This is a genomic window from Lacrimispora sp. 210928-DFI.3.58, assembly GCF_020554865.1.
In the GTDB taxonomy this organism is placed as follows: Bacteria; Bacillota; Clostridia; order Lachnospirales; family Lachnospiraceae; genus Enterocloster.
Genome location: NZ_JAJCIC010000002.1, coordinates 148388 through 171330, shown reverse-complemented (window position 1 = coordinate 171330; position 22943 = coordinate 148388). Strand labels below are relative to the sequence as shown.

Here is a 22943-nt window from a genome sequence, read left to right as displayed (position 1 = left end):
AGTGGAAGACAGAGCAATGGTAAACGGGGATGAGAAAGATCAGGCAATCGGGACAAAAGAGATTGAGGGGGCGCTGGAACGCCTGCTGCGGTATAAGCAGGGAAAGTCAGCGCTGGAGAAAAGAGTAGTGAATGCAGAGGAGTGGTGGAAGAATCATCACTGGGAGAGATTTGCAAGTGACTCCAGCAATGAGAATGACCCGAAGCCTGCCAGCAGCTGGCTCTTTAACAGCTTAATCAATAAACATGCAGATTTCCAGGACAACTATCCTTGCCCGGCTATTCTTCCGCGGGAGGAGTCGGATGAGGAGACAGCAAAGATCCTTTCAGAGGTTGTCCCGGTTATTCTGGAGCAGAACCATTATGACCAGGCCTACAGCGCTGGTTCCTGGGATAAGCCTAAGACAGGGACGGCCATTTATGGAGTGTTTTGGGATCCTTCAAAGGAAAATGGTCTGGGAGATATCGAAGTAAAATGCCAGGATATCATGAATATATTCTGGGAGCCGGGGATAACGGACATACAGAAATCAAAGGATATTTTTACGACAGAGCTTATGGACTGCAAGGAACTGGAGGAGCTGTATCCGCAGGCAAAAGGACTGGCAAAGAGGACTGGCGAGATTATAAAGTCAGAGTACATATATGAGGAGAATATTGACACTTCGCAAAAGGTGCAGGTGATCGACTGGTATTACAAGAAAAAGATAAGGCTGCAGAATGGCGGAATACGGACGGTCCTGCATTACTGCAAGTTTATCCCTGGCTGTGTGTTATATGCAACGGAAAATGATGGGAAGCAGCGGGAGAGCGGCTGGTATGACCATGGGAAATATCCATTCGTGTTTGATATCATGTTTCCCGACAAAGGTACTCCGGCAGGCTTCGGCTACCTGGATGTGATGATAAATCCCCAGGAATATGTTGATAAGCTGGATCAGGTGATCCTGAAATGCGCATCCCTCAACAAGCCGCGCTATTTTGCTACGGATGGAGTTGGGATCAATGAGGAGGAATTTGCCGATCTGAAAAGGGATATTGTCCATGTGACAGGCAACCTGGATGACAGAACCTTAAAGCAGATATCGCCCCCGCAATTGTCAGCTTATGTGACGGAGATACGCAAGGAGAAGATAGAGGAGATCAAGGAAACCTCCGGCAATAGAGATTTTTCCCAGGGCGCTACTTCATCGGGAGTCACGGCAGCATCCGCGATTGCAGCCTTGCAGGAGGCGGGATCAAAATTGAGCAGGGATATGATTAAGGGTTCCTATGCTGCCCATGCGGAGGTTGTAACGCTGGTGATAGAGTGTATCAGGCAGTTTTACACCCTGCCCCGGTGCTTCCGCATTGTACAGCCAAATGGGAATGCTGGTTACATTGAAATTGACAACAGCATGTTAAGTCCCCAGCAGGCAGGGCTACCGGGCGGCCAGGAGGAAATTTTCAGCAGGCGTCCCGTATTTGACGTGAAGGTATCAGCGCAGAAGGCCAGCCCTTACAGCCGTATAGCCAACAATGAGCTGGCAAAGGAGCTGTTTGGGATGGGTCTGTTTAACCCGCAGATTGCAGATCAGGCTGCAGTAGTGGTAGATATGATGGATTTTGACCGCAAGGATGAGGTCATGAAAAAGATAAGCGAGAATGGGACCATGTACCAGAAGCTGCAGCAGATGGGGCAGCTGGTAATGCAGCTGGCGGCTATGGTGACAGACTTCTCGCAGAGGCCGGATCTGCTGGCCGCAGTACAGGAGATGGTTGGAGATGCTACTGGTATGGGAATGACAGGAGTCAATGTAGACCCGAGCAACCAAATTTCAACAAATAGCCTGGGGAATGTCATTAACCAGGATAATAGTACGGCTGGCAAGGCACGTGAACGCACGGCTACGGCTACGGAGGTGAAGTAATGACACAGGTGAGGATGACAGAGGTTCCGGGGTATTACCACTTGCGTATAGAGGGCCATGCAGGATATGGGGCGGATCATCAGCTGCCGGAGGGGCATGATATCGTATGCGCGGCTGCTTCCATGCTGGGGCAGACGGCAGTCCAGAGAGTATTGGATATGGCAGAGGAGGGGAAGCTGGGAATCCATGAAATGGTAGTGAAACCTGGGCTGATCGATATTAAGGTGATACCGAAGGGCGCGTACAAAGAGGAGATCAAAACCACAGCCAAAACTGTCCGGACAGGCTTTGAACTCCTGGCGAAGGCCTACCCGTCCTATGTATTTCTGGGGTGGGAGATTTAGCGCTGCGGATGTGCTAACATGGGATAAGACACTCGGGAGAGACCGTGTAATAAGACACTCGGGAGAGACCGTGCAACATGACACTCGGGAAAGACCGTGTAGTAAGACACTCGGGAGAGACCGTGCAGAAAGGAAAGCGGAATATGAAAAGAATATGGTTAAATCTTAGGCTTTTTGAAGGTGAAGGCGGAGCAGGAAGCGCAGTGTCTGCTGCAGGAATGGCGGGAGGGCTGCCAGGAGGGCAGAGCGCTCCGGGAAGCGCCGCATCACAGGGAACGGCCCCGCAGCCCCAGCAGGGAACGGCTGGCGGTGAAGGAGAACCAGAAGCTGGAACACAGAAGGGCTCCGCTGAACCGACAGAGGAGGAAAGGAAAGCACAGTACAGCCGTTTTAAGGAGGATTTCAAGGATCTGTACAGCCAGGACGTGCAGAAGGTAGTAAACCGCAGGTACAAGGAAAATGAGCAGTTAAGGAAACAACTGGATTCCTATGACCCATTGCTGAATATGTTGTCTTCTAAGTATGGCGTGGAGGGGACAGACGTCCAGGCCATCATGGACGCCCTGGACAAGGATAATTCTTTCTGGGAAGAGGCTGCCTTGAAGGAAAATATGTCTGTAGACCAGTACAAGAAGATGCAGAAGTATGAGTCAGAGCATAAGCAGCTGGTGGAGGCCGCCAGGAGGGCAGAGCAGAACCGCCAAAGGGAAGAGACCTATGCCAGATGGGACCGGGAGGCAGAGGCGTGCCGCCAGAGGTATCCCCAGTTTGACATGGAGATAGAGCTTAACAATCCCCAGTTTGTGCGCTTGCTGGGGGCAGGACTGGAGGTGGAGGCAGCATACAGGGCATGCCACTTTGAGGAGCTTGCCAGAGGCATAGCGGCCCAGACGGCACAGGACACGAAAAAGAAAGTGGCCGACAATATCCGTTCCGGCCAGGGACGCCCGGCCGAAAACGGCGTAGGGACAGGGGCGGCAAACAGCGCAAAAATTAATGTCATGGAATTATCGAAAGAGGAATTTAGGAAATTAGTTGACAGGGTTAAGAGGGGAGAGGTTGTCACCCTTTGACCGGAGAGGAGTAAGAGTGAAAAAATTAATATTATTGAATTTGAGGTTATTTGAAGGGGCTCCAGCTAACGTTACAACAGCAGATGGCATGACGGTTGAGATGAAAACCTTCTATGACCGTAACCTGATTGAGAATGCAAAGCCGTTGCTTATTCATGACCAGTGGGCGCAGACCAGGGATATTCCCAGGAATGGCGGAAAAACGATTGAGTTCCGCAAATATGATGAGCTGCCGAAAGCAACTACCCCATTAACAGAGGGCGTGACTCCGGACGGGCAGGCAATGAATGTAACAAAGATTGAGGCAACGGTGCAGCAGTACGGCGGTTTTATTGCATTATCGGATATGCTGATCTTAACGGCCATTGACAACAATATTGTTGAGGCGAGTGAGCTGATTGGAGACCAGGCGGGGAGAACTCTTGATACCATTTCCAGGGAAGTGATGAACAGCGGTACAAATGTGCAGTATGCAGAGGGCCAGGTAACAAGCAGGTCAGCCATTACTGCTGACATGAAGCTTACAGTGAGAGCGGTCAAGATGGCGGTAAGATTCCTGAAAAAGCAGAACGCAAAGCGGATTAACGGGTATTATTACGGGATCATTAACCCGGATTGCTCCTTTGACCTGACGGAAGATGATAAATTCGTGGAGGTTGTGAAATATAAGAACCCGGAGAGGATCTACCAGGGAGAAATTGGCGAGATTGAGGGCGTAAGGTTTGCGGAGACAACCGAGGCGAAGATCTTTGCAAAGGCTGGCGCGTCCGGAATCGATGTGTATTCGACATTGATTATTGCTGCCAATGCTTATGCGACAACAAAGGTTGAAGGCGGAGGACTGGAAACGATCATTAAGCAGCTGGGATCTTCCGGCACGGCGGATCCGCTGAACCAGAGAGCAACGGTAGGATGGAAGGCATTGAAGGTGACAGAAATCTTGTCCCAGCAGTATATGGTCCGGATTGAGACAGCATCCAGCTTTAATGATCATGTGGAGAACTAGGGGAGGTAAAGATGAAGAACGAGGAAAAGAATACGGAGGCATCGGGTGTACAGATGGAGAATGCGGGAGCATCAGGTGTGCAGAGGGAGAAAATGGTAAGCTTCATGATTCCGAAGGGCAGGAATGAACTGGACCGGGCGGATGTGTTTGTAGGGGTCAACGGGAAGAGTTACCTTATCAAGCGGGGAGTTGTGGTCGATATGCCGGAGGCGGTAGTTGAGGTGTTGAAAAACTCCGCAGCCCAGAACGATTATGCGATCCAGGTCATGGAGAAGCTTAAGGAGCAGGAAATAAAGGAAAATTGACAAAGGGCGCAGGGAGGAGGAAAGAGACATGATAATGGTCAGAGGAAGGAATCTTATCATCCCGGTATCAGAGCGGCAGATAGGAACAACATATGATAATAATTCCGAGGTGAGGTATATTCGCATTGACCGTGTTATGGCAAGAGGTATTGATATCTCCCACCTGAGTTTTAGACTGGATTTAGAGTATGGGAATGATGTAATGGATACCTGTATGGTTGAAAAAGAAGTACAGGAAGAATACATACTTTTGATCTGGGAAATCCCCAGATCCTGTGTTTCAATTGCAGGGACAGTATGGGTATCCATTCGAGGATATGATGAAAATGGAACTATCAAATGGGCAACAAATAAAGGAGCTCTATACGTAGAGAAGACTGCTTCAGGGGAGACAAGCGAAAAAAATCTTACAGAGATGGAGCAATTGGAACAAAGGATTGATGAAAAAATCAATGCTCTGGATCAAAACGAAGATGAGCGTAACAGAGCAGAAGAAGAGAGGAGAGAAAACGAAAGAAAAAGGCTGAATAATGAGGCTTATTGGCAGGAACTGGCAGAATCAGCCATTACATTAGCTAGAAAAACATTGGATGATGCAGAAAAAGCTGCAACGAATGCTGAAAAGAATGCCAGTAATGCAGCTTCTTCAGCTGAGTCAGCGGATCATTCCAATAAGCTTGCTGAATCATATGCCAGGGGTGGCACAGGCGTCCGCGAAGGAGAGGATACAGACTGCGCAAAATTCTATTACGAAAAGGCAAAAGAGGAGGCGGAGAAATCAAGCTTTGATGGAAAGGCTGTTAGTGTATCGGCTGTTGACATAAGTGGAGTTTTAGGAGAAGCTGGTGCAAAGAGTGATGTTCAGTCTTTATTGAATGCTGTGGCGGCCCCAGCGTGGGATGACTATTCTGCGGAAGCCGCAGAGGTCCCGGATGCAAGAACAGCTATTACAGGATTGAAGACAGGAATAAAACTTCCAGAACTTCTGTCAAAAGTGAAGGCAGCCCTCATGGGGTTGGTGACGCTGGGAGAGATGAGGGCATTATTAATTAATAATGGCCTGACTACGGAAGCGGGGAAATATTTTCTTGATGCGGCTTTTGGGAAGACATTAGCGGATATGATCGGTGATACATCCCAACTGCCGAATTCAGCCGCTAATCTTGCAGAGGCTGTTGTTGCATTAAATAACAATTCTTCAGAAGAGTGGACACTGATAGGATTAGCAACGGGCAACAGTAATCCGTATACGCTCAAAGACACTCTTACCAATTATACGAGGGTAGCATTATGCAGCTGTTCAGGGACAGAAGAGGCAAATATTGGTCAGATTCTTGCAACTACAGAAGTTCCGATATCTATATTTAAAACCTCTAACATCCAGGCCAGATGGGACGACGGTGGCACAAATAAATTAGCGTTTTCTATATATATAAACGATACATCTGTCAGATTGGCAAACACAGGTGCAGGGAGCGCTGTATTATTCGGCATTAAGTAATCTACTCAGATGAAGAACTTGCCATTACTATCGATAATACACTCTTATTTTTGAGTCTGTAGTAGCATTGGAGCCAGTATTTATATAATTGCTTAAATATATATAGCTACTGGTTGCCATTACGACAACTTGGGCGTATGATTGAGCGCTTGCATACGAACCAGACCTAAAATTTCGCTCCTCGTCAGCGGAAAGTTCATCTTTCGGAAAAAGAATTGAATAGCGGATGGTACTATTGGCACTTAAAACTACACTAACTAAGATTTCATTAAAATCATCTGGAAAGTACACTTTTTCTTTGCCAGTGACCTCATTTAAAAAGATCCAGCCTTTTGAATTGTTATTTAGCGTATTAAAAATATAGACCTATTCATAGAAAAGAGGCGTAAAAATGAGAGATATAAGTTTGTGTCATCCCCGCCTGCAGATTCTGGCCGCACGGTTAGTAGAAGAGTGCCAGAAAGAAGGCTTGGTTATCAAAATAGGGGAAACATTGCGGACAGTGGAAGAGCAGGACGCACTGTATGCCCAGGGCAGGACTGCTCCAGGTGCAATTGTGACGAATGCAAGGGGAAGCAGTTACAGCTCTTTTCATCAATGGGGAACAGCGTTTGACTTTTTCAGAAATGATGGGAAAGGCACTTACAATGAGTCAGGGCAGTTCTTTGAACGTGTCGGTGCCATTGGAGTTTCTTTGGGATTGGAATGGGGCGGAAACTGGACAAGCATTGTGGATAAACCTCATTTCCAGCTGCCGGATTGGGGAAGTACAACGGCGGGGATTAAGAAATTGTATAGTACTCCGCAAGAATTTATGAAAACTTGGACAGCGGGGCCGTATGGCTGGGTAAAGGATGGTTACGGATATTGGTACTGCCGGGCAGACGGCAGTTATCCCGTAAATGCATGGCATGTGATCAACAAGCATTATTATCTGTTTAACCGTGATGGCTATATGATGACAGGCTGGCATCGTTGGAATGGTACAATCTGTGATCCGGATGACGGAAGTGGAGACTGGTATTTCCTGGACAATACTCCGAATGGATCGTTAGAGGGAGCCTGCTGGCACGAGAGGGATGACAGAAAAGGCGCCTGGGAGATCTGGGAAGTACAGGATCCGGATGACGTAGAGTAAAAGGAGGAAGGACGATGGAAAAAGCTGCACTGATTTTAAAGGATGGTACAAGTATAGAAATGGAGCAGGCTGCAAGCTTGTCTGCTATCCAGGTATCGGCACAGGATCGGGATGGGATGGTTGAAATATGGAAAAAATTCACTCCGGAAAATCTTGAGGAGGTGCAGGTCAAGAACAGTTCTGGTATGGTGACAGGAAACTATGCGGATCTTGTACTGGTGTCAGAAACCTCTGTGATGGCCTCAGATGGTTCTGTGCGGACAACTTACAGGCTCCGTGAAAAAACAGAGGTGGAAAAGCTTACAGAGCATATGGAGGCGGTAGATGAAGTGCTGGAGATACATACTGGTGCTTTGAATGATCTGGGGGAAATAACAAGTCTGATGGCAGAACAAACGGAAGGAGAAGCGGAGTAATGGCAAGATTCTATGGAATGCAGATTAAAGAGGGCTCTATGGTGCTGGAGGATGTGCCAAAACTCTGGCGGACAAAGACTGCGTTGTGGATGGAACAGAACCCATAGGAGTGATGAGAAAATGAAGAAAGAATATGCATATCTGCTGCAGGGAGCTGTAGCAGCGGTTACTGCCTGGCTAAGTGACAGGCTGGGGATACTGTTCCCGGTGCTGTGTGTGTTACTGGGAATGATGGCGATTGATTATGTTACAGGGATGCTTGCCAGCAAGGCAGAGGCATTGGATCATCCGGGCGATTCAAATTACGGATGGAGCAGCAAAAAAGGCGCTAAGGGTATTATTAAAAAGGTCGGGTATATGTGTGTGATCGCGGCAGCAATGGTGTTGGATTACGTCATATTTGCAGTATCTGGCAAATTGGGTGTATCAGTGCCTACAAGTGCATTTTTTGGACTGCTGGTAGCTGTTTGGTATTTGCTCAATGAACTTCTTTCTATTATTGAAAATGCCGGGAGGATGGGAGCGGATGTGCCCGAATGGCTGATCCAGTATATTGCTGTCCTGAAAGACAAAATTGACAAAGGTGATTATGAAAATGGAGATAAGCCAGCGGAGGAAGGCGGTGATCCGGCTATCTCCCGGCCGCAGGGTCAGGGCGGCAGGAACGATTAATCTGTAGTCGCACCGGGAAAACCGAAGAAAGGGGAACAATGGAAAAATATATTGGATGCAAACTGATTGAGGCAGAGCCTATGACAAGAGGCGCTTATAATGATTACCGTGGATGGAAAATCCCAGATAATGAAAATCCAGAAGATACAGGATATTTGGTTAAGTATCCAGATGGATATGTCAGTTGGTCACCGAAGCATATATTTGATGCTGCTTATCTGTCCGTGGATGATAACAAGGCCCTCCCATCTGGTGTCAGCATCGGCCCTAAAATGGTAGATGATTTTATCTCCTGCATTGATACGCAGACCATGGGTGACCGGACTACAGTAGTACGCTGTGTGCTGCGCAATGGATTTGTAATTGTGGAATCTAGTTCTTGTGTAGATCCGAAAAATTATTCTGTTGACATGGGGAAGGAAATCTGTATGGGGAAGATAAAGGATAAGATCTGGGAGCTGTTAGGATTCCTTCTGCAGACGGCCTGGCATGGAATTGTATAAGATATCATGAGGTTTAGCCCGGGAATACCCTGGGCTTTTCTTGAAATCGGAGGTATGAGGTATGACATTGGGTGAAATGGTTGAGCGGATTATCCGGCTGCGCGGGCAGCAGTATGATACAGATATTATGGTCGGATGGCTGAATGAGATTGAGGGGCAGGTAGTGGAGGAGGTAATTAACCGGGCAGAGGGGCTTGATATCACGTTTGAGCCTTTGATGTATGAGGAGGATGCGGAGCGGGAGCTCACTATCCCAGACCGTTTCCAGGATGTCTATATCAATTATCTTTTGTCAAAAATTGATTTCAGCAACCAGGAGACAGAACGCTACAACAATGATGTGATTATGTTTAATTCTGCGTTTGAAGCATATACAGCATGGTTCCGCAGAAACCATATTCCAAAGAAAGGGAGCCTTTTTACAAGGTTTTAGGGTGGTTGATATGGCGAGGCTGCCAATGTTGTCCATGGCCCCGAAGGCGGATGTGCGCCAGATCGGTTCCTTTGCTGGGCTGAATAAGGGATTGGTGATTGGGGAGAACGAATTTTCGGACATGAGAAATATGTCATCTGACCGTTTCCCGGCAATCAGCACAAGGGAAAAGAGGGGAGCGGTAATAAAGGAGCTTGCGGCCCCTCACGGGCTTTTTTATAAAAATGGTTTGCTATATGCAGATGGCACAAAGCTGTACTATAAGGGCAATGAGGTAGAGGGAATCACTTTGTCAGACACGGATAAGAAGATGGTGGGAATGGGGGCTTATGTCATTATTTTCCCGGACAAGGTGATGTATAACACGGTGGACAATACAGTTACCCAGATGGAAGCTTCTTGGAAGCAGAATAGCTCCGCAACGTTTGCCCCGCTGACTACAGGAAGCACCATGGTCAAGATAAGCTGTACGGGGATAGGGGCAGGCTTTTCACAGTATGATGGCGTTGAGATAAGCGGCTGCTCCAATGAAGAGTTTAACAAGACAACGGTTATCCAGGAGATAGCTGCGGATTATATCGTAGTCATTGGGGACCTGTCGGGCAGTTTTACCCAGGGATCCGGGCTGGAAGTGAAGCGGAAGGTGCCGGATATGGATTATGTGTGTGAAAACAGCAACCGCATCTGGGGCTGTTCCAGCGCGAATCATGAAATATATTGCTGTAAGCTGGGGGATGCCACTAATTGGAATGCCTTTGAAGGGATCAGCACGGACTCCTATGCGGTGACAGTGGGAAGTGATGGCGATTTTACAGGTTGTTTGTCGCATATGGGGTATGTGCATTTCTTTAAGGAGGACACCATCCATAAGGTCTATGGGGATAAACCTAGTAATTTCCAGATAAATACTCTCTCGCCTTCCAGGGGGATCGCCAGGGGCTGTGAAAGGACTGCCTGTGTGGTAAATGAGACACTGCTGTATGTGTCAAGAAGCTGTATATGCAGTTATGACGGGGCATACCCGGAGTCTGTTTCTGATGCATTGACAGGGCTCCGGTTTACAGCAGGCCTGGCCGGGCAGTATAACGGAAAGTATTATGCTTCCCTGCAGGACAGCACAGGAACATGGGGCCTGTATGTATATGACCTGGAAAAGGGAGTATGGCACAAGGAGGATGAACTGCAGGCGGCTTTCCTGGCATATGGGGAAGGGCAGCTGTATTGCATTAACACGGAAGGGAAGCTGTTCACAATTGCAGGGAACCGGGAGGAGCTTATTGAGTGGATCCTGGAAAGCGGGGATATGCTGGAGGGATCTGTTGAATATAAGCATTTAAAGAGGATACTGTTTAACCTCCTGCTGGAACCGGGAAGTGAAGTGGACATATTTATAAAGTGCGATGGGCAAAAGGAATTTCAAAAAGTGAATACGTTTAAGGCAAGAGGATATAGGACGCAGGCTCTTACAGTAGTGCCGGAACGCTGCCAGCGTTACCGTTACCGCCTGGAGGGGAAGGGTCCGGCTGCCCTGATCGCAATGAGCAAATATATTGGTTATGGAAGTGATATGAATGGCAGTATTTAAGCCGCTGGTATTGGATAAGGAAGAGACGGATATCAAGACGGTCATGTCGAAGCTGTATCGGTTCTGCGAAGAGCTGAAATATACGATAGAAAATCTAAGCCTGGAGGACAATATAGGGAAAGGCACACTGGATGTCCTGGCAGAGCGGCAGGGAATAACGCGGGAGATAACGTTTAATACGGACGAATTTAGGATCTCCTTTGAGAGTGAGACGGAGAATATGCGGACTGCCTTGAGCCAGTCGCAGGAAAAGATAAGCCTTCTGGTAGAGAAGGGCGGCGTTGTTGATACAATGCTGACCAGGATGGAGCTGTATGGAGAATTTATTTCATTGAAGACAGGGCAAATTATCATACAGGCGAATAATATGGCCCTTGATAAGAATGGGAATGCAGATTTTTCTGGGACCATAAATGGAGGAGCCATTAACATCCAGAATAAATTTGTGGTTACTCCGGCTGGCGCTTGTTATATAGACGGGACGCTTCGGACAGCAACGCTGAATCCAAATAATGGGGTATACGCAAATGAGCTGGAAATATATAACGACAGTGATTATGTGAATAATGTTACCGGGAACATGACCTGCAGTGAGGCATATGTGTCAGATACATTGAACTGCAGGAAGGTGTACCAGACCTCGGACAGGAGGCTTAAACAGGATATTGAAAGGATAGAGCCGGAAAAGGCGGCAGAGGCGTTAGCAGCATTCCGGCCAGTGAGCTTTTCTTTTAAGGGAAGCGGCAGGAGCGCGGTTGGGTATATTGCTCAGGAGGTATATAAGGGGCAGGAACGGCTGGATAATCTTCCCTTGGTCAGGCGCCGGGGAAGGTATCTGGAATTATCCTATGACAGTTATGGAGCGCTGTACGCAGCGGCAATACAGCACAACCAGATGCGCATTGAACGGATTTCAGCTGCATTGAAAAGGATGGGAGGGAAGGGGAATGTCAAGCTTTAACATGCCAGCCATAGGAGGCAGCAGGCAGGATATAAAGAAGGTATACAGCTATATTCAGATGCTGAATGACCAGCTGCGTTATAGCCTTGCCAATATTACCCCGGAAGACAATTTTTCTCTGGATGCCCTGCTGCAATACCAGGAGACAGACACATCCATTGCACAGCTGGAGCTGACGATGCAGGGGATGATATCCCGGTTTGAGAATGTACAGGAGAATTTAGAGAGCAGCATAAAGGTAATGAATGGAGAGATCGCCTTAAAGGTCAGCGCAGCGGAATTGTGCTCTGAAATATCGGCCACAGCAGAGGCCATTACCTTTAAGACAGGGTATCTGGTTATTGATACGGATAATTTTAAGCTATACAAGGATGGGACGGCAGTATTTTCCGGAACAATAAGCGGCGGCTCCATTAATATCAATGACCAGTTTATTGTATCTGCTTCAGGGGAAGTGATAACAAAAGCAATTACATATTCCGGCCAGGTGACAGTGAATGGACTCCTGTATTCTAATTATATGAGAATCGCCGGGGATGCGGATGTCGAGGGACAGTTGAACTGCCGTTATCTGTATGCGTCATACGATGTTTCCTGCGAAACGCTGTTTGAAAGGTCAGACAGGAGGCTTAAGGACCATGTGGAAGAGATACCAGATGAAACGGCCCTTGCCATTGTACTGGGACTGAAACCTGTGACGTTTGCATTTAAGGATTCTGGGAATAGGTCTATGGGCTTTATTGCCCAGGATATTGATGAACTGCAGGAGCAGGCTGGCACGGAACTCCCTCTTGTGAATCATGAGGGGGAGTACATGTCGGTGCCATACAGCACGAACAGCGTATTGTATGCGGGGGCGATCAGGGAGCAGCAGAAGCTGTTAGATGGATTGGAACGGAAAATACAGGAGATAGAGGAGGCTGAAAATGAAGATTGTATTTGAAGAAAAGGATATTAATATGGCGCTTATGATGATGAACCAGCTGAAAGTAGAGGGGATACAGCAGGCAACTATGCTTGTGTCCATCAATAATATCCTGAACAGCGGGAAACAGCTGGAGGATAAGGCAGAAAAGAAAGGGGAATAAAAATGGCAGTAGGAAGCATTGTTGATTATTTAAAGAGCCAGGGGCAGGACAGCTCCTATTCTGCCAGGAAGAATCTGGCAAGCCAGTACGGTATAGGGAATTACAGCGGGACGGACAGCCAGAATACGCAGCTGTTAAAGCAGCTCCAGGCACAAGGAGCGTCTTCCGCAGGCCAGCAGGCAGCGTCTCCTGCAAATGTGGCAAATGGCCAGAATGTGACCATAACACCTGTTTCCGGCTCTAAGGCAGCCAGCCCGGCGTCAGAGTATATTACAGGCTATAAATATTCACGCTTTTCACCATCCAGTAAGACGCAGGCTTATGGAAGCAAGCTGGAAGACCTGGAGGACAGTAAGCCGGCAGAATATAGCAGCAAATATGATGGGATCATAGACGGGCTGATAAGCGACATCCTGAACCGAAAGGAATTTAATACGGATGACGTGTATGACAGCGATCTGTATAAAAATTACCGGGACAGCTATGTCCAGCAGGGGCAGAAGGCCATGCGGGATACGATGGGACAGGCGGCACAGCTGACGGGCGGATACGGCTCTACCTATGCCCAGGCGGCAGGACAGCAGGCGTATGACAATTATCTGAGCCAGCTCGGGGATAAGACGCTGGATATCTATGACAGGGTATATGCCCAGTATCTCCAGGAGGGACAGGAGCTGTATAACCGTCTTGGAATGGTGAATGAACAGGACAGCATCGATTATGGACGCTATAGGGATACTGTGGGGGATTATTACCGGGATCTGGATTATTATTCCGGCAGATATGACAGTTCCTATAATCAGGATTTCGGGGAATACCAGAGCGATCTGGCACAGCAGCAATGGGCAGAGGAATACGCATACCAGAAGACCCAGGACGCCTTGGCACAGCAGCAGTGGCAGGCACAGTTTGATTATCAGAAGGAGCAGGACGCATTGCAGTATGCGCTACAGCAGCAGAAAATGGCATCCTCCATGGCGCGTAGCGGCGGCGGGAGCGGAAGCGGGAAGAGCGGGACGTCTTCGGATAAGTATGGGGGATATAAGTATGCTGACCTTGTAGCAATGGCAAAAGAAATGCTGGCTATGACGGATGACAATAATGAATATCTGTATGATTCGGGCGCCGTTCTTTCTGCACTTCGTGATGCCGGAGTTTCTGAAAGAGAAGAAAGAGAGAAAGTCTTAAAAGCGGCTGGCGGCAATGTGGAAATTGGAAGAAAAAGTAAGTCAGTATACTAAAAGGAGAGGCTATGGCGAATATATTAGTAGATGCTTATGAAAAAAAGAAGAGGCAAACCAGTATAGAGAATGCTGGCGGTACAACGGCAAATAAAAACCCTCTGGTAGCGGCATATGATGAAAAAATAGCTCGTGAATCGCAATATGCGCGTGCGTATGCAGAAAAGATGCGCAGACAGGCCCAGCAGGAAAAACAAAGGGAGCAGCAGATCCAGCAGGGCCGGCAATTGACAGACTTTAGGCGGACGGAAAGGGAGGATTTGGCGGCAAACAAAAATGCGGCTACAACGGAGCTCGTTGGCAAATCCTCTTCCTACCTTCCTTGGACAGAGAAATGGAAACTGGCCAAACGCCAGGAGCAGGAAACAGCCAGGCAGCAGAGACAGGAGAAACTTTGGACGGATATTCAGCGGGCTGATAGAGAAAGCGGTACGGAGGCGTATGACCAGATTATCCAGAAGGGAAAGCAAAGCGATAATGTGTTTAATGCCAACTATGGCCTGATTGATTATTTAAATAAAGATAAACGTGAGGTGTTACGGGCAGCGCAGAAGAATTTTACATATATGACTGACCGTGAAAAGGAACTCTATTATTATCTGAATGGAAGATATGGGGCAAAGGCGGCGTCAGATTTTGTGGATTCCTTGGGGAGGGAATTAAACCGCAGGGCAACGGATACAGCAAGTACCAATACTGCGGCCTTTGCAAAGGAGCATCCGGTAGTGGGGACTGTATTGGATGCAGGTATTGCTGTCGCAGGAAGTGGAGCCTATCCTGCATTACTGTATGAGCAGGCAATTAAGGGAATTACAGGGGATTATGAGGAGATGGATCCAAATGATCCCCGTTTTGGTGGATCCGTCATGACGGAGGGAATACGCACAGGAATAACAGACAATGAGGCATTAAAGAGTATTATTCCCAATGATAATGTCCGGGATTTCCTGGTAGGCACAGGTCTGTCCATGGGAGAAAATATAGGGCGTCTTCCGTTTGGAGTAGGCGGACTGGCAATTGCTGCTGGCGGGGCTGGCCTGTCGGGAACTAGGGATGCACTCCAGCGGGGAGGTAACACCCAGCAGGCAGTTATGCTTGGAGCTGCAAATGCAGCAGCGGAGGCATTTTTTGAGAAATTCTCACTGGAAGGTTTGGAAGGGCTAAAGACAGCGCCGGGCAAGGGTGTAAGAATGTTTCTTAAAAATATGGGGAAACAGGCGCTTACAGAAGGATCCGAGGAAGTATTTACAGAGGTTGCGAACGAGATTTCTGATAAACTTATTATGCAGGAATTGTCTCGGTACAGCACGACATACAAGAACTGTCTGGATCAGGGAATGAATCAGACAGAGGCAAAGAAGGCCGCCTTTTTGGAATTCTTGCAGAATGTTGGCCTGGCTGGTGCGGGAGGTGCGTTATCGGGTGGACTCATGGGGGCTGGGAGTCAGGCAGTTGGTAATATTGCATTAAACCAGTATGGAAAAACTCTTAATGAAGATTATCGTGATTATGCCCAGGGAATTGATACTAATAGGGAGCATTATTCAGCAGAGGAGTATTATGATGAGGCAGTTAATCTCCAGCGGCTTGCAGAGGACTATGCTGGGCGTCAGAAACGGGGAGAGTTTATAAGCAACCGTGATAAGGCTGATTATGACATCAGGATGGAGCAGTGGCTTAAGGATATGGCAGAGCAGGCGAAAAAGGGAGAGGAGCTGCCAACGCATACGGCTCAGGAAGCCTCTGAATTGAGACAGGCAGAGAAGTTTACAGGGGAGGAAGAAAAGCAGGAAGCAGGGGCCGATAATGAGCCTGAAACAGCAGAAGAAACAACTGTGCCAGAGAAGAAACAGGCTGCCTATGACCGGGCATATGATATGATTGCGAACGGAGAACAGGAAAGCCAGAACCGGGAAAATGAAATCCGGGTTCCGATACTGGAAAGCCGGAAGGCGCAGGAGGCAGAGGCCGTGAGCAAGGGGCAGGAGGCCCTGACGGCAGAGGAAGGGGAGAATGCTGCTGCATATGTCCCGGCTTATGGGAAGCGCGGCGGCGAGGTGCTGACAGAATCCTATGACGGATCTGTAGAAATTCCTGTGTACAACCGTGCATTTGGGCGGGCCTATGATGCTGGTTATCATCAGATAGATATGGGGATAGCAGAGCATGCGGCTATTATGTCGGTGCTGACAGAGGAGCAGTTTAAGGCCGCCTACAAGGCAGGAGCACAAGATTTTAATGATGCCTACAAAGTTGACCTGAAAACCGGGCAGCCCACCAATATGATCCAGGGAGCGCCAAAAACAGGCGGATTGGGTACAATATCAGAGAATGCGACTAACGCCCAACGGAGGATAGGGGAATATATTGGAAAGAAAACAGGTCTTACCATCAATCTTGTGGAAAGCCTGGATGTAGAAGGAGCAGAAGCTTCCTATAAAAATGGCCAGATTACCTTGTCAGTAAATGCCAGTGACTTTAATGGGGCAGTGACACATGAAATCACCCATTTCATAAAGGAATATTCACCGAAGGGTTATAAAATGTTCAGCGATATTGCCATAGAGGCGGAGATGAAAGCACAGAATGTATCGTATGACAGTCTGGTTGAGTCATATGAGGCAAGATACTCCCAGGAAGGCCAGGAGCTGACGAGAGAGGAGATCATGGAGGAGATCACAGCGGATGCCACGCAGAAGTTCCTGAATGACCCGGAATTTATTGGAAGGGTTATGGAAAAGGATAAAGGCCTGGCAGAGAAAATCATTGATTTCCTGACGGATATTGTAGATGCAATAAAGGAGATGATAAAGGTTGGCAGTACCCGTTCGGCGGCGAAAGGCCTGGAGGAGGATCTGCAATATTTTGAGGATGCCAGGGATGTCTGGATTCTGGCAGCGGAAGACGCCGGGGCGCGGTATAAGTCAGGCATGGAGGTAGAATGGCAGGGGAAGGAAAAGAATATTCTGGAGAATCCTGGCCAGGTGACAGAAAACCATATTGAACAGAATTATAAAATGGTTCAGAAGATGGATCCGGCAGCAGAGCTTACGGGTTCAGAATTTCCAAAAGGTGACAAGGATTTGGTTTCCCAGGTGACGGAGTTTTATGAATCTGTGGGTGGAAAGGTTCATAATGATGTAGTTGGAGATATATATCTGGACAGGGAAAGTGTAAAGTCTGATATAGGGCATGGAATAGGGCGCCTGAAAGCAATCTCTTTTGCGGCAGTGCCGGATGTACTGCAGAAGGGACGGGTTTTGAATTATAATGAAAACTGGAAAGGAAGAAAGTACGACTCTGCGGTTATAGGGGCTAAAATAAAGATTGATCAAGGGAAGTATGCTGGTGAATACTATGAACTGGCTGTTGTTAAGATTGCGCAGGATAACCGGATGTATCTGCATGAAGTACATACAATAAAAGTGGGAGACACTGCGCCGATCAAGACCCCGTCCTTCCTGCAGAGCAGTTCACGGAGCGACACTCGCGATCTCCCATCTGTCTATAGTATATTTGAGAAATTGTTGGGTGTCAAGGAAGAGAACATAAAAAATGATGGTGTGAAGTTCCAGCTGGAGGATGTGGAAGAACTCTCAAACAGGGTAAGCAGGGCATTCCTGGAAGATGAAAATAAGGCCCTTAAAAAAGCCAACGAACTTCTGCAGAACCGGCTTGAGCTTACGAAAAAACAGTTTGAGGTCACATCAAAAGCGGAGATGCGGCAGCAGGATATCAAAAAGGTTGCCAAAGGACTGCTTGAAAAATACGGGAGCGCTTACTCTGATAAGACCCTGGCCCAGAACCTGACAAAGCTCTATGAGTATATCCGGAGTACAGATCAGGTGGATGGACAGGAGCTTTTAGAAGCGGCTTCAAGCATAGCAAAGGGCATTCTGAAAAAGCCCCTGGCCAGGGATATAGAGCTGGCAGAACAATATAAGGATATCCGAAAGCAGATCAGGGAGACTAAGATCAAGATATCAGAGCAGGACAAGGCGGATCTGGGATCCCTAGGCGGCTATAATGCCTTCCGAAAAAAGTATTTTGGGAGAATACGGTTGGGGAATGAGGGAAGTTCTATTGACAGCCTGTATCAGGAACTGTCTTCGCAGCACCCAGAGCTGTTCCCGTCAAGTATTACGCATCCGGCGGATCAGCTAATAGCGGTAGGCTATGCGCTTGACCAGATGCAGGAGCAGGTAACAAATATCTATGGAGCGGATATCGATGAAATGTCTTTCATTGTCGGCCAGGAGATTCTAGAATCCTACTTTGCTATACGGAATGAACCGCCAACTTTCGCTGACAAAAAACAAGCGGAAATACAGCGGTTGAAAGATGATTATGTAAAAAGTAAGTCTGCCTTAGAGAGCAAGGCTGAACAAAAGGCCGAGCAACTGCGCGATGAATATGCAAAGAAAATGGGAGAATATAAAACATCTCTGAAGCAGAAATACAGAGAACGTGTAAATGATGTCAAACAGGACATTATAACCAGGCGGGATGCGCTGAAAATCAAATATGAGCAGGAGGCAGCCAGGGGAATCGGGGCGGATCAGAAGGAAATGAAACGCCTGAAGCAGGAGATCCTGGCTTTGAACCAGGAGCAGGCACAAATCAGAAATGTAATGAATCCTAAGAAGTATGTTGAGAGCGCCAGACGGGCTGCGGAACGGCAGCAGCGGAGCCGCGATAAGCAGCAGATTACAAAGGATGTACAGGCTATGCAGAGATGGCTGATTAAGCCTGACAAAACCCATCATGTGCCGGATGGTGTGAAGAATACGGTTCTGGAATTTCTGCACAGTATTGATTACAGCAGTGACTATTTGAACCAGTATAATCAGCCAACAGCCCGCACAAAAGCCTGGAATGAGCTGGAAACATTTTATCAGTCCATAGCAGAGAGCGGGGCGTGGCAGGATAAGGACACTGGAGAGATGGTGTACTGTGATGGTGATCCTGATATGCTGGCCCGGATCAAGGACTTGCGCAGTAAAGCAGATGATATCAAACGGTTGGAAGATTTAAGCGCGCATGAGATGGAGGATCTGCGCAATATTGTAACTTCCATGAAAAAGACCATTGAGGAGATGAATACTCTAAAAAGCAATGAACGTTCAGAAAGCTTAGAGAAAATGGCCCATGGTATTGTAAGCGATCTGCTTAACCGTAAGAATAGGACAGAATATGCGGGGGATCTTCTGGGGCCGGCAGATCAGCTTTTTAATTATGACATGCTGGATCCGCAGACTATGTTTGGCTTGATGGGTGATAATATGAAATCCTTGTACGATTCTCTGCGCACGGGCCTGGACAAAAAGACCAGGATGCTGAAAGACGCGCAGGATTATGTGAACGCTCTGAAAGAAGAGACCAAGATTACAGATAAAGAGCTTAGAAAGTGGACGGGAAAAGGTGCGGAAGAGAAAGAGTTTGAACTGTCAGGAGACCGGAAGATCAAGCTGACAATCGCCCAGATTATGTCTCTGTATGAGCTAAATAAGCGCGGCCAGGCCAGGGGACATATCTACGACAGGCAGGGCGGGATCAGCCAGGCTCCGCGTGTCAGCCGGACGCGGATTGAAGGCGGAAAGCTTGCATTGTCGCAGGTTATTAAGGAATATGCCCCAATCCGGGTGTCAGAGGCAGAGGTACAGAACATCATAGATGTGTTGACGCCAGAGCAGAAGGCATTTGCCGATGGCCTTCAGCGGTTTATGGGGATCAACTGTGCTGCATGGGGCAATGATGTGACGGTGCAGATGTATGGGTATAAGAAGTTTACGGCATCGAATTATTTTCCCATTGTTACCAACAAGAACTATATCACAACGGTACAGGGTGACTTGAAAAACCAGAGCAAGACGATCCAGAATCTAGGAATTACAAAGAGTACCGTTCAAAATGCCCATAATCCTATTATCATTGAGGATATCATGGATGTATTCAGCCGACAGTCAGACCAGATGAGTACATACAATGCATACCTTATGCCCCTTTCTGACCTCAATAAGGTTCAGAACTACATTAATAAGGGAGAGGGAGCGGATGTATGGAGCATAAAGCAGGAAATTGAGCGCGCCTTTGGAAAGAAAGGAAATGAGTATATTGATAAGCTGGTAAAGGATATCAATGGCAGTGTGCATGAAGAAAAGAGCCTGGGAGATAGGCTGCTATCGAATTGGAAGGCGTCTGCTGTAGGCGGGAACCTGCGTGTTGCAATCCAACAGCCGACCGCATACCTGCGCGCTGCCATGGAAATTGATGGGAAGTATCTGGTCCGCGGCGCTATGACCAGGACACAAAAAGGCCAGTGGGATTTAATCTGCAAATATGCACCCATTGCCCAGTGGAAGGACTGGGGATTTTACCGTATGGATACCAGCCGGCAGATGAAAGACATTATGTTCGGCACAGACAGTCTAAAAAACCGTATCACAAATGCAACTATGATCGGCGCAGAGATGGGAGATAAAGCGGCCTGGAACCGTCTGTGGAGAGCTTGCGAATATGAGTGTATGGACAAGCACCCGGATCTGGAAAGAGAAAGCGAAGAGTTTTATAAAGAAGTTGGCCGCCGATTTAGTGAGATTGTAGACAAAACCCAGGTTGTAGATTCAACTCTTCACAGAACCCAGATCATGAGAAGCCAAAACGGCCTTACAAAGCTTGCAACAAGCTTTATGGCGGAACCGTTGAAAAGCTATGATATGCTGTACCGGGCTGGAGCAGAGGTAAGGCTGGGAGTGCTTGGGGCAAAAAAGAGGGCGGTAAGAGCTGGATCGGTATATGTGTTGACGGCGGCGGCTACAGCGCTGGCAGCTTCTGTTATGGATGCGATGCGCGATAATGACAGAGATAAAACGTTTGGAGAGAAGTATTGGGAGAACTTCTGGGGCAATGTGAGCGAATCCATTACCTTTATTGGCAATGTTCCATGGGCAAAGGATATCTATGCTACTCTCATGGGAGATACACCAGTGCGATCTGATATGGCCGGATTCCAGGATATAGGTTATGCTATCAGAGAGATTGCAAAGGCAAAGAGAGGAGAAAGTAAGTATACACCACAGTATGTTATCTTATATGCTGCAAGGCAAGCTTCCAATATAACCGGTATGCCAGTGAAGAACATTGAACGGGATGCAGAGGCGCTGCTTGATACAGTGATCAACTACAAAGGGAGCGCTGAAGCAGATTATGGCTGGCTGAAGCAGAAATATAATATGGGGAATACAGACAATCTGAACCTGTATGCCGGAATGATGATCGAGGCCCGAAGGTCAGGCAACCAGGAACTGGAGGGCCGGATCAAGGCAGATTTAAACAAGGCTAAGGTTAACAATGACACGATTTCCAAGAAAATTAAGAATATGGTTAAGGCGGAACTGATCACAAAGGATTCAGTGGATCCCAGGATTGACGCAGCGGCCCAGGCGGTGGAGGCAGCTGACGATGGGGAGTATAAAGCGCTGGTTCAGCAGCTTATCGCAGAAGGGTATTCCGGGGAGCTTGTCAGCTCTGCTGTGGATATGCGTATAAAACAGCTTGCCGGAGATGAGGATATCGACTGGGAGGCAGAGGAACAGACAAACCCGGATGATCTGTACGAGGGTGTTATGGCAGCCGAGGGAGAGGCAGAGGCCCCGGAGATTGAGCTGAAAACGCCGTACAGCTCCTCTGATCTGGTGGAAGCAGTAAAGAAAACGGATTCCAGCGATAAAAAAAGCTACGAGGAGTATAATGCCATTGTAAGCCGCCTCTATCAGACAAAGAAGGAGAATGGCATGAAAGAATCCAAAATTCCCGGAAGCATTAAAAGCGCAATCACAAAAGAATATAAAGAGAAGTGGATTGAAGCATATAGGAACAAAGACCAGGAAACCTATGAGGCTATCCAAAATAAACTGAAGCAGTTAAAGGTAAATGGAAAGTATCTGTATGGTGGGGATGACTGGATAAGCTGGAGGAAGGAGGCAAAGGAAAAGAAATAGAGGTTTAGATAAGGCTTTCAGAGAATTTTGGGAGCCTTATTATGTTCTATGATTAAATAACAATTGGCTATATAAAATTGAATGCCTGAACTATGTTATGAAAAAGTGGCAATTGTTTTTGAATCCGGCCAGGTTTTTCCATTATCAGTGCTTTTATATAATACGACATTTCCATTAATATTTAGCTGAAGCCTATAGTGTGTGCTACCATTTGCACTTTCAAGGGCCGTAGCACCAGTAGGTCCAAGTCAAATATGCCCGTCCGATTGAGCGGTTGTAATATATTCACACCATTCCAACCATGACGAATTAACTAGAGTCCGCATTGCGGATTTTCCTGCAGCGCCAAACCGGGTGGCTCGCTGAATTTTTCCCCAGGTGCCGGAGTTTGATCCAAAAACCTCAACTATCGCCGCATTGGAAAAAGGCGCATTGGATGGCACGTTTCCCGTGTCATACCAGTATGTTCCTGGTTCTTTGACGTCATCGAGATTATCGGCAGAAGTAAGTATCCTTCGAGGCACAAAAGAATTGTTATTTTATGCAATAATTAAGCACCCCATTAAATTGTATAAATAATTTAATGGAGTATCATAATAGGTTACAATATGAGAAAAGATCCCCATGTTTGCGAGGTTTCGTAATTTTGTGAACAAAATATGAATGCTGGACAAAGCACATAGAATTTGCTATAGTTGAAAAAGAATTACTGTTCAAAGCCCGGCTGTGAACAGTAATGAAAAGGACACGAATGTAAAGGAGATCAAT

The 22943-nt window shown here is 47.4% G+C and carries 18 protein-coding genes; all 18 read left to right on the top strand.

What is annotated here, in order from left to right; all coding sequences use genetic code 11:
- The first annotated feature begins 1 nt into the window (after position 1).
- The 18 genes from LIZ87_RS02050 to LIZ87_RS01970 all read left to right on the top strand — a co-directional run bounded on the left by LIZ87_RS02050 (position 2) and on the right by LIZ87_RS01970 (position 22175).
- Positions 2-1909 (top strand): portal protein, encoded by a 1908-nt coding sequence (locus tag LIZ87_RS02050; RefSeq protein WP_227145071.1) that lies wholly within the window; start codon positions 2-4, stop codon positions 1907-1909.
- Entirely contained in the window at positions 1909-2253 is a 345-nt protein-coding gene (locus LIZ87_RS02045; protein WP_178315997.1) for a ribosomal-processing cysteine protease Prp, read from the top strand. The genes LIZ87_RS02050 and LIZ87_RS02045 overlap by 1 nt, the downstream gene beginning before the upstream one ends.
- A 143-nt stretch (positions 2254-2396) precedes the next feature.
- Positions 2397-3326 (top strand): hypothetical protein, encoded by a 930-nt coding sequence (locus LIZ87_RS02040; RefSeq protein ID WP_178315998.1) that lies wholly within the window; start codon positions 2397-2399, stop codon positions 3324-3326.
- Positions 3327-3366: 40 nt separating this feature from the next.
- Positions 3367-4332, top strand: a complete 966-nt coding sequence (locus tag LIZ87_RS02035; RefSeq protein WP_264467853.1) for a N4-gp56 family major capsid protein — start codon at positions 3367-3369, stop codon at positions 4330-4332.
- Between the two features lie 11 nt (positions 4333-4343).
- On the top strand, positions 4344-4637 hold the full coding sequence (locus LIZ87_RS02030) for a hypothetical protein (protein ID WP_227145069.1): 294 nt from the start codon (positions 4344-4346) through the stop codon (positions 4635-4637).
- A gap of 28 nt (positions 4638-4665) precedes the next feature.
- Positions 4666-6138, top strand: a complete 1473-nt coding sequence (locus tag LIZ87_RS02025; protein ID WP_227145067.1) for a hypothetical protein — start codon at positions 4666-4668, stop codon at positions 6136-6138.
- 391 nt (positions 6139-6529) lie between these two features.
- Positions 6530-7276 carry a M15 family metallopeptidase gene (locus tag LIZ87_RS02020; RefSeq protein WP_227145065.1) on the top strand — a complete coding sequence of 249 codons (747 nt, stop codon included), beginning with the start codon at positions 6530-6532 and terminating at the stop codon, positions 7274-7276.
- Between the two features lie 14 nt (positions 7277-7290).
- The gene (locus tag LIZ87_RS02015) at positions 7291-7692 is read left to right on the top strand and encodes a hypothetical protein (RefSeq protein WP_227145063.1); all 402 of its coding nucleotides are present in this window, start codon (positions 7291-7293) and stop codon (positions 7690-7692) included.
- Positions 7692-7799: a CD1375 family protein gene (locus LIZ87_RS22330; RefSeq protein ID WP_264467852.1), complete on the top strand. Its 108-nt coding sequence runs from the start codon at positions 7692-7694 to the stop codon at positions 7797-7799. The genes LIZ87_RS02015 and LIZ87_RS22330 overlap by 1 nt, the downstream gene beginning before the upstream one ends.
- Before the next feature lie 13 nt (positions 7800-7812).
- The gene (locus LIZ87_RS02010) at positions 7813-8364 is read left to right on the top strand and encodes a phage holin family protein (RefSeq protein WP_227145061.1); all 552 of its coding nucleotides are present in this window, start codon (positions 7813-7815) and stop codon (positions 8362-8364) included.
- A gap of 38 nt (positions 8365-8402) precedes the next feature.
- Positions 8403-8867, top strand: a complete 465-nt coding sequence (locus LIZ87_RS02005) for a Gp49 family protein (protein WP_178315029.1) — start codon at positions 8403-8405, stop codon at positions 8865-8867.
- A 61-nt stretch (positions 8868-8928) separates the two neighbouring features.
- Positions 8929-9300, top strand: a complete 372-nt coding sequence (locus tag LIZ87_RS02000) for a hypothetical protein (protein ID WP_178315031.1) — start codon at positions 8929-8931, stop codon at positions 9298-9300.
- A 10-nt stretch (positions 9301-9310) separates the two neighbouring features.
- Positions 9311-10885, top strand: coding sequence for a hypothetical protein (locus LIZ87_RS01995; protein ID WP_227145059.1), 1575 nt, complete (start codon positions 9311-9313; stop codon positions 10883-10885).
- Positions 10872-11846 (top strand): tail fiber domain-containing protein, encoded by a 975-nt coding sequence (locus tag LIZ87_RS01990; protein ID WP_227145057.1) that lies wholly within the window; start codon positions 10872-10874, stop codon positions 11844-11846. The genes LIZ87_RS01995 and LIZ87_RS01990 overlap by 14 nt, the downstream gene beginning before the upstream one ends.
- Positions 11833-12789, top strand: a complete 957-nt coding sequence (locus LIZ87_RS01985; RefSeq protein ID WP_178313452.1) for a tail fiber domain-containing protein — start codon at positions 11833-11835, stop codon at positions 12787-12789. Before LIZ87_RS01990 ends, LIZ87_RS01985 begins: the two co-directional genes overlap by 14 nt.
- Positions 12773-12934: a hypothetical protein gene (locus LIZ87_RS01980; RefSeq protein WP_178313450.1), complete on the top strand. Its 162-nt coding sequence runs from the start codon at positions 12773-12775 to the stop codon at positions 12932-12934. Before LIZ87_RS01985 ends, LIZ87_RS01980 begins: the two co-directional genes overlap by 17 nt.
- A gap of 2 nt (positions 12935-12936) precedes the next feature.
- The gene (locus LIZ87_RS01975; RefSeq protein WP_178313448.1) at positions 12937-14175 is read left to right on the top strand and encodes a hypothetical protein; all 1239 of its coding nucleotides are present in this window, start codon (positions 12937-12939) and stop codon (positions 14173-14175) included.
- Positions 14176-14186: 11 nt separating this feature from the next.
- On the top strand, positions 14187-22175 hold the full coding sequence (locus LIZ87_RS01970) for a hypothetical protein (RefSeq protein ID WP_227145054.1): 7989 nt from the start codon (positions 14187-14189) through the stop codon (positions 22173-22175).
- Positions 22176-22943 lie beyond the last annotated feature (768 nt).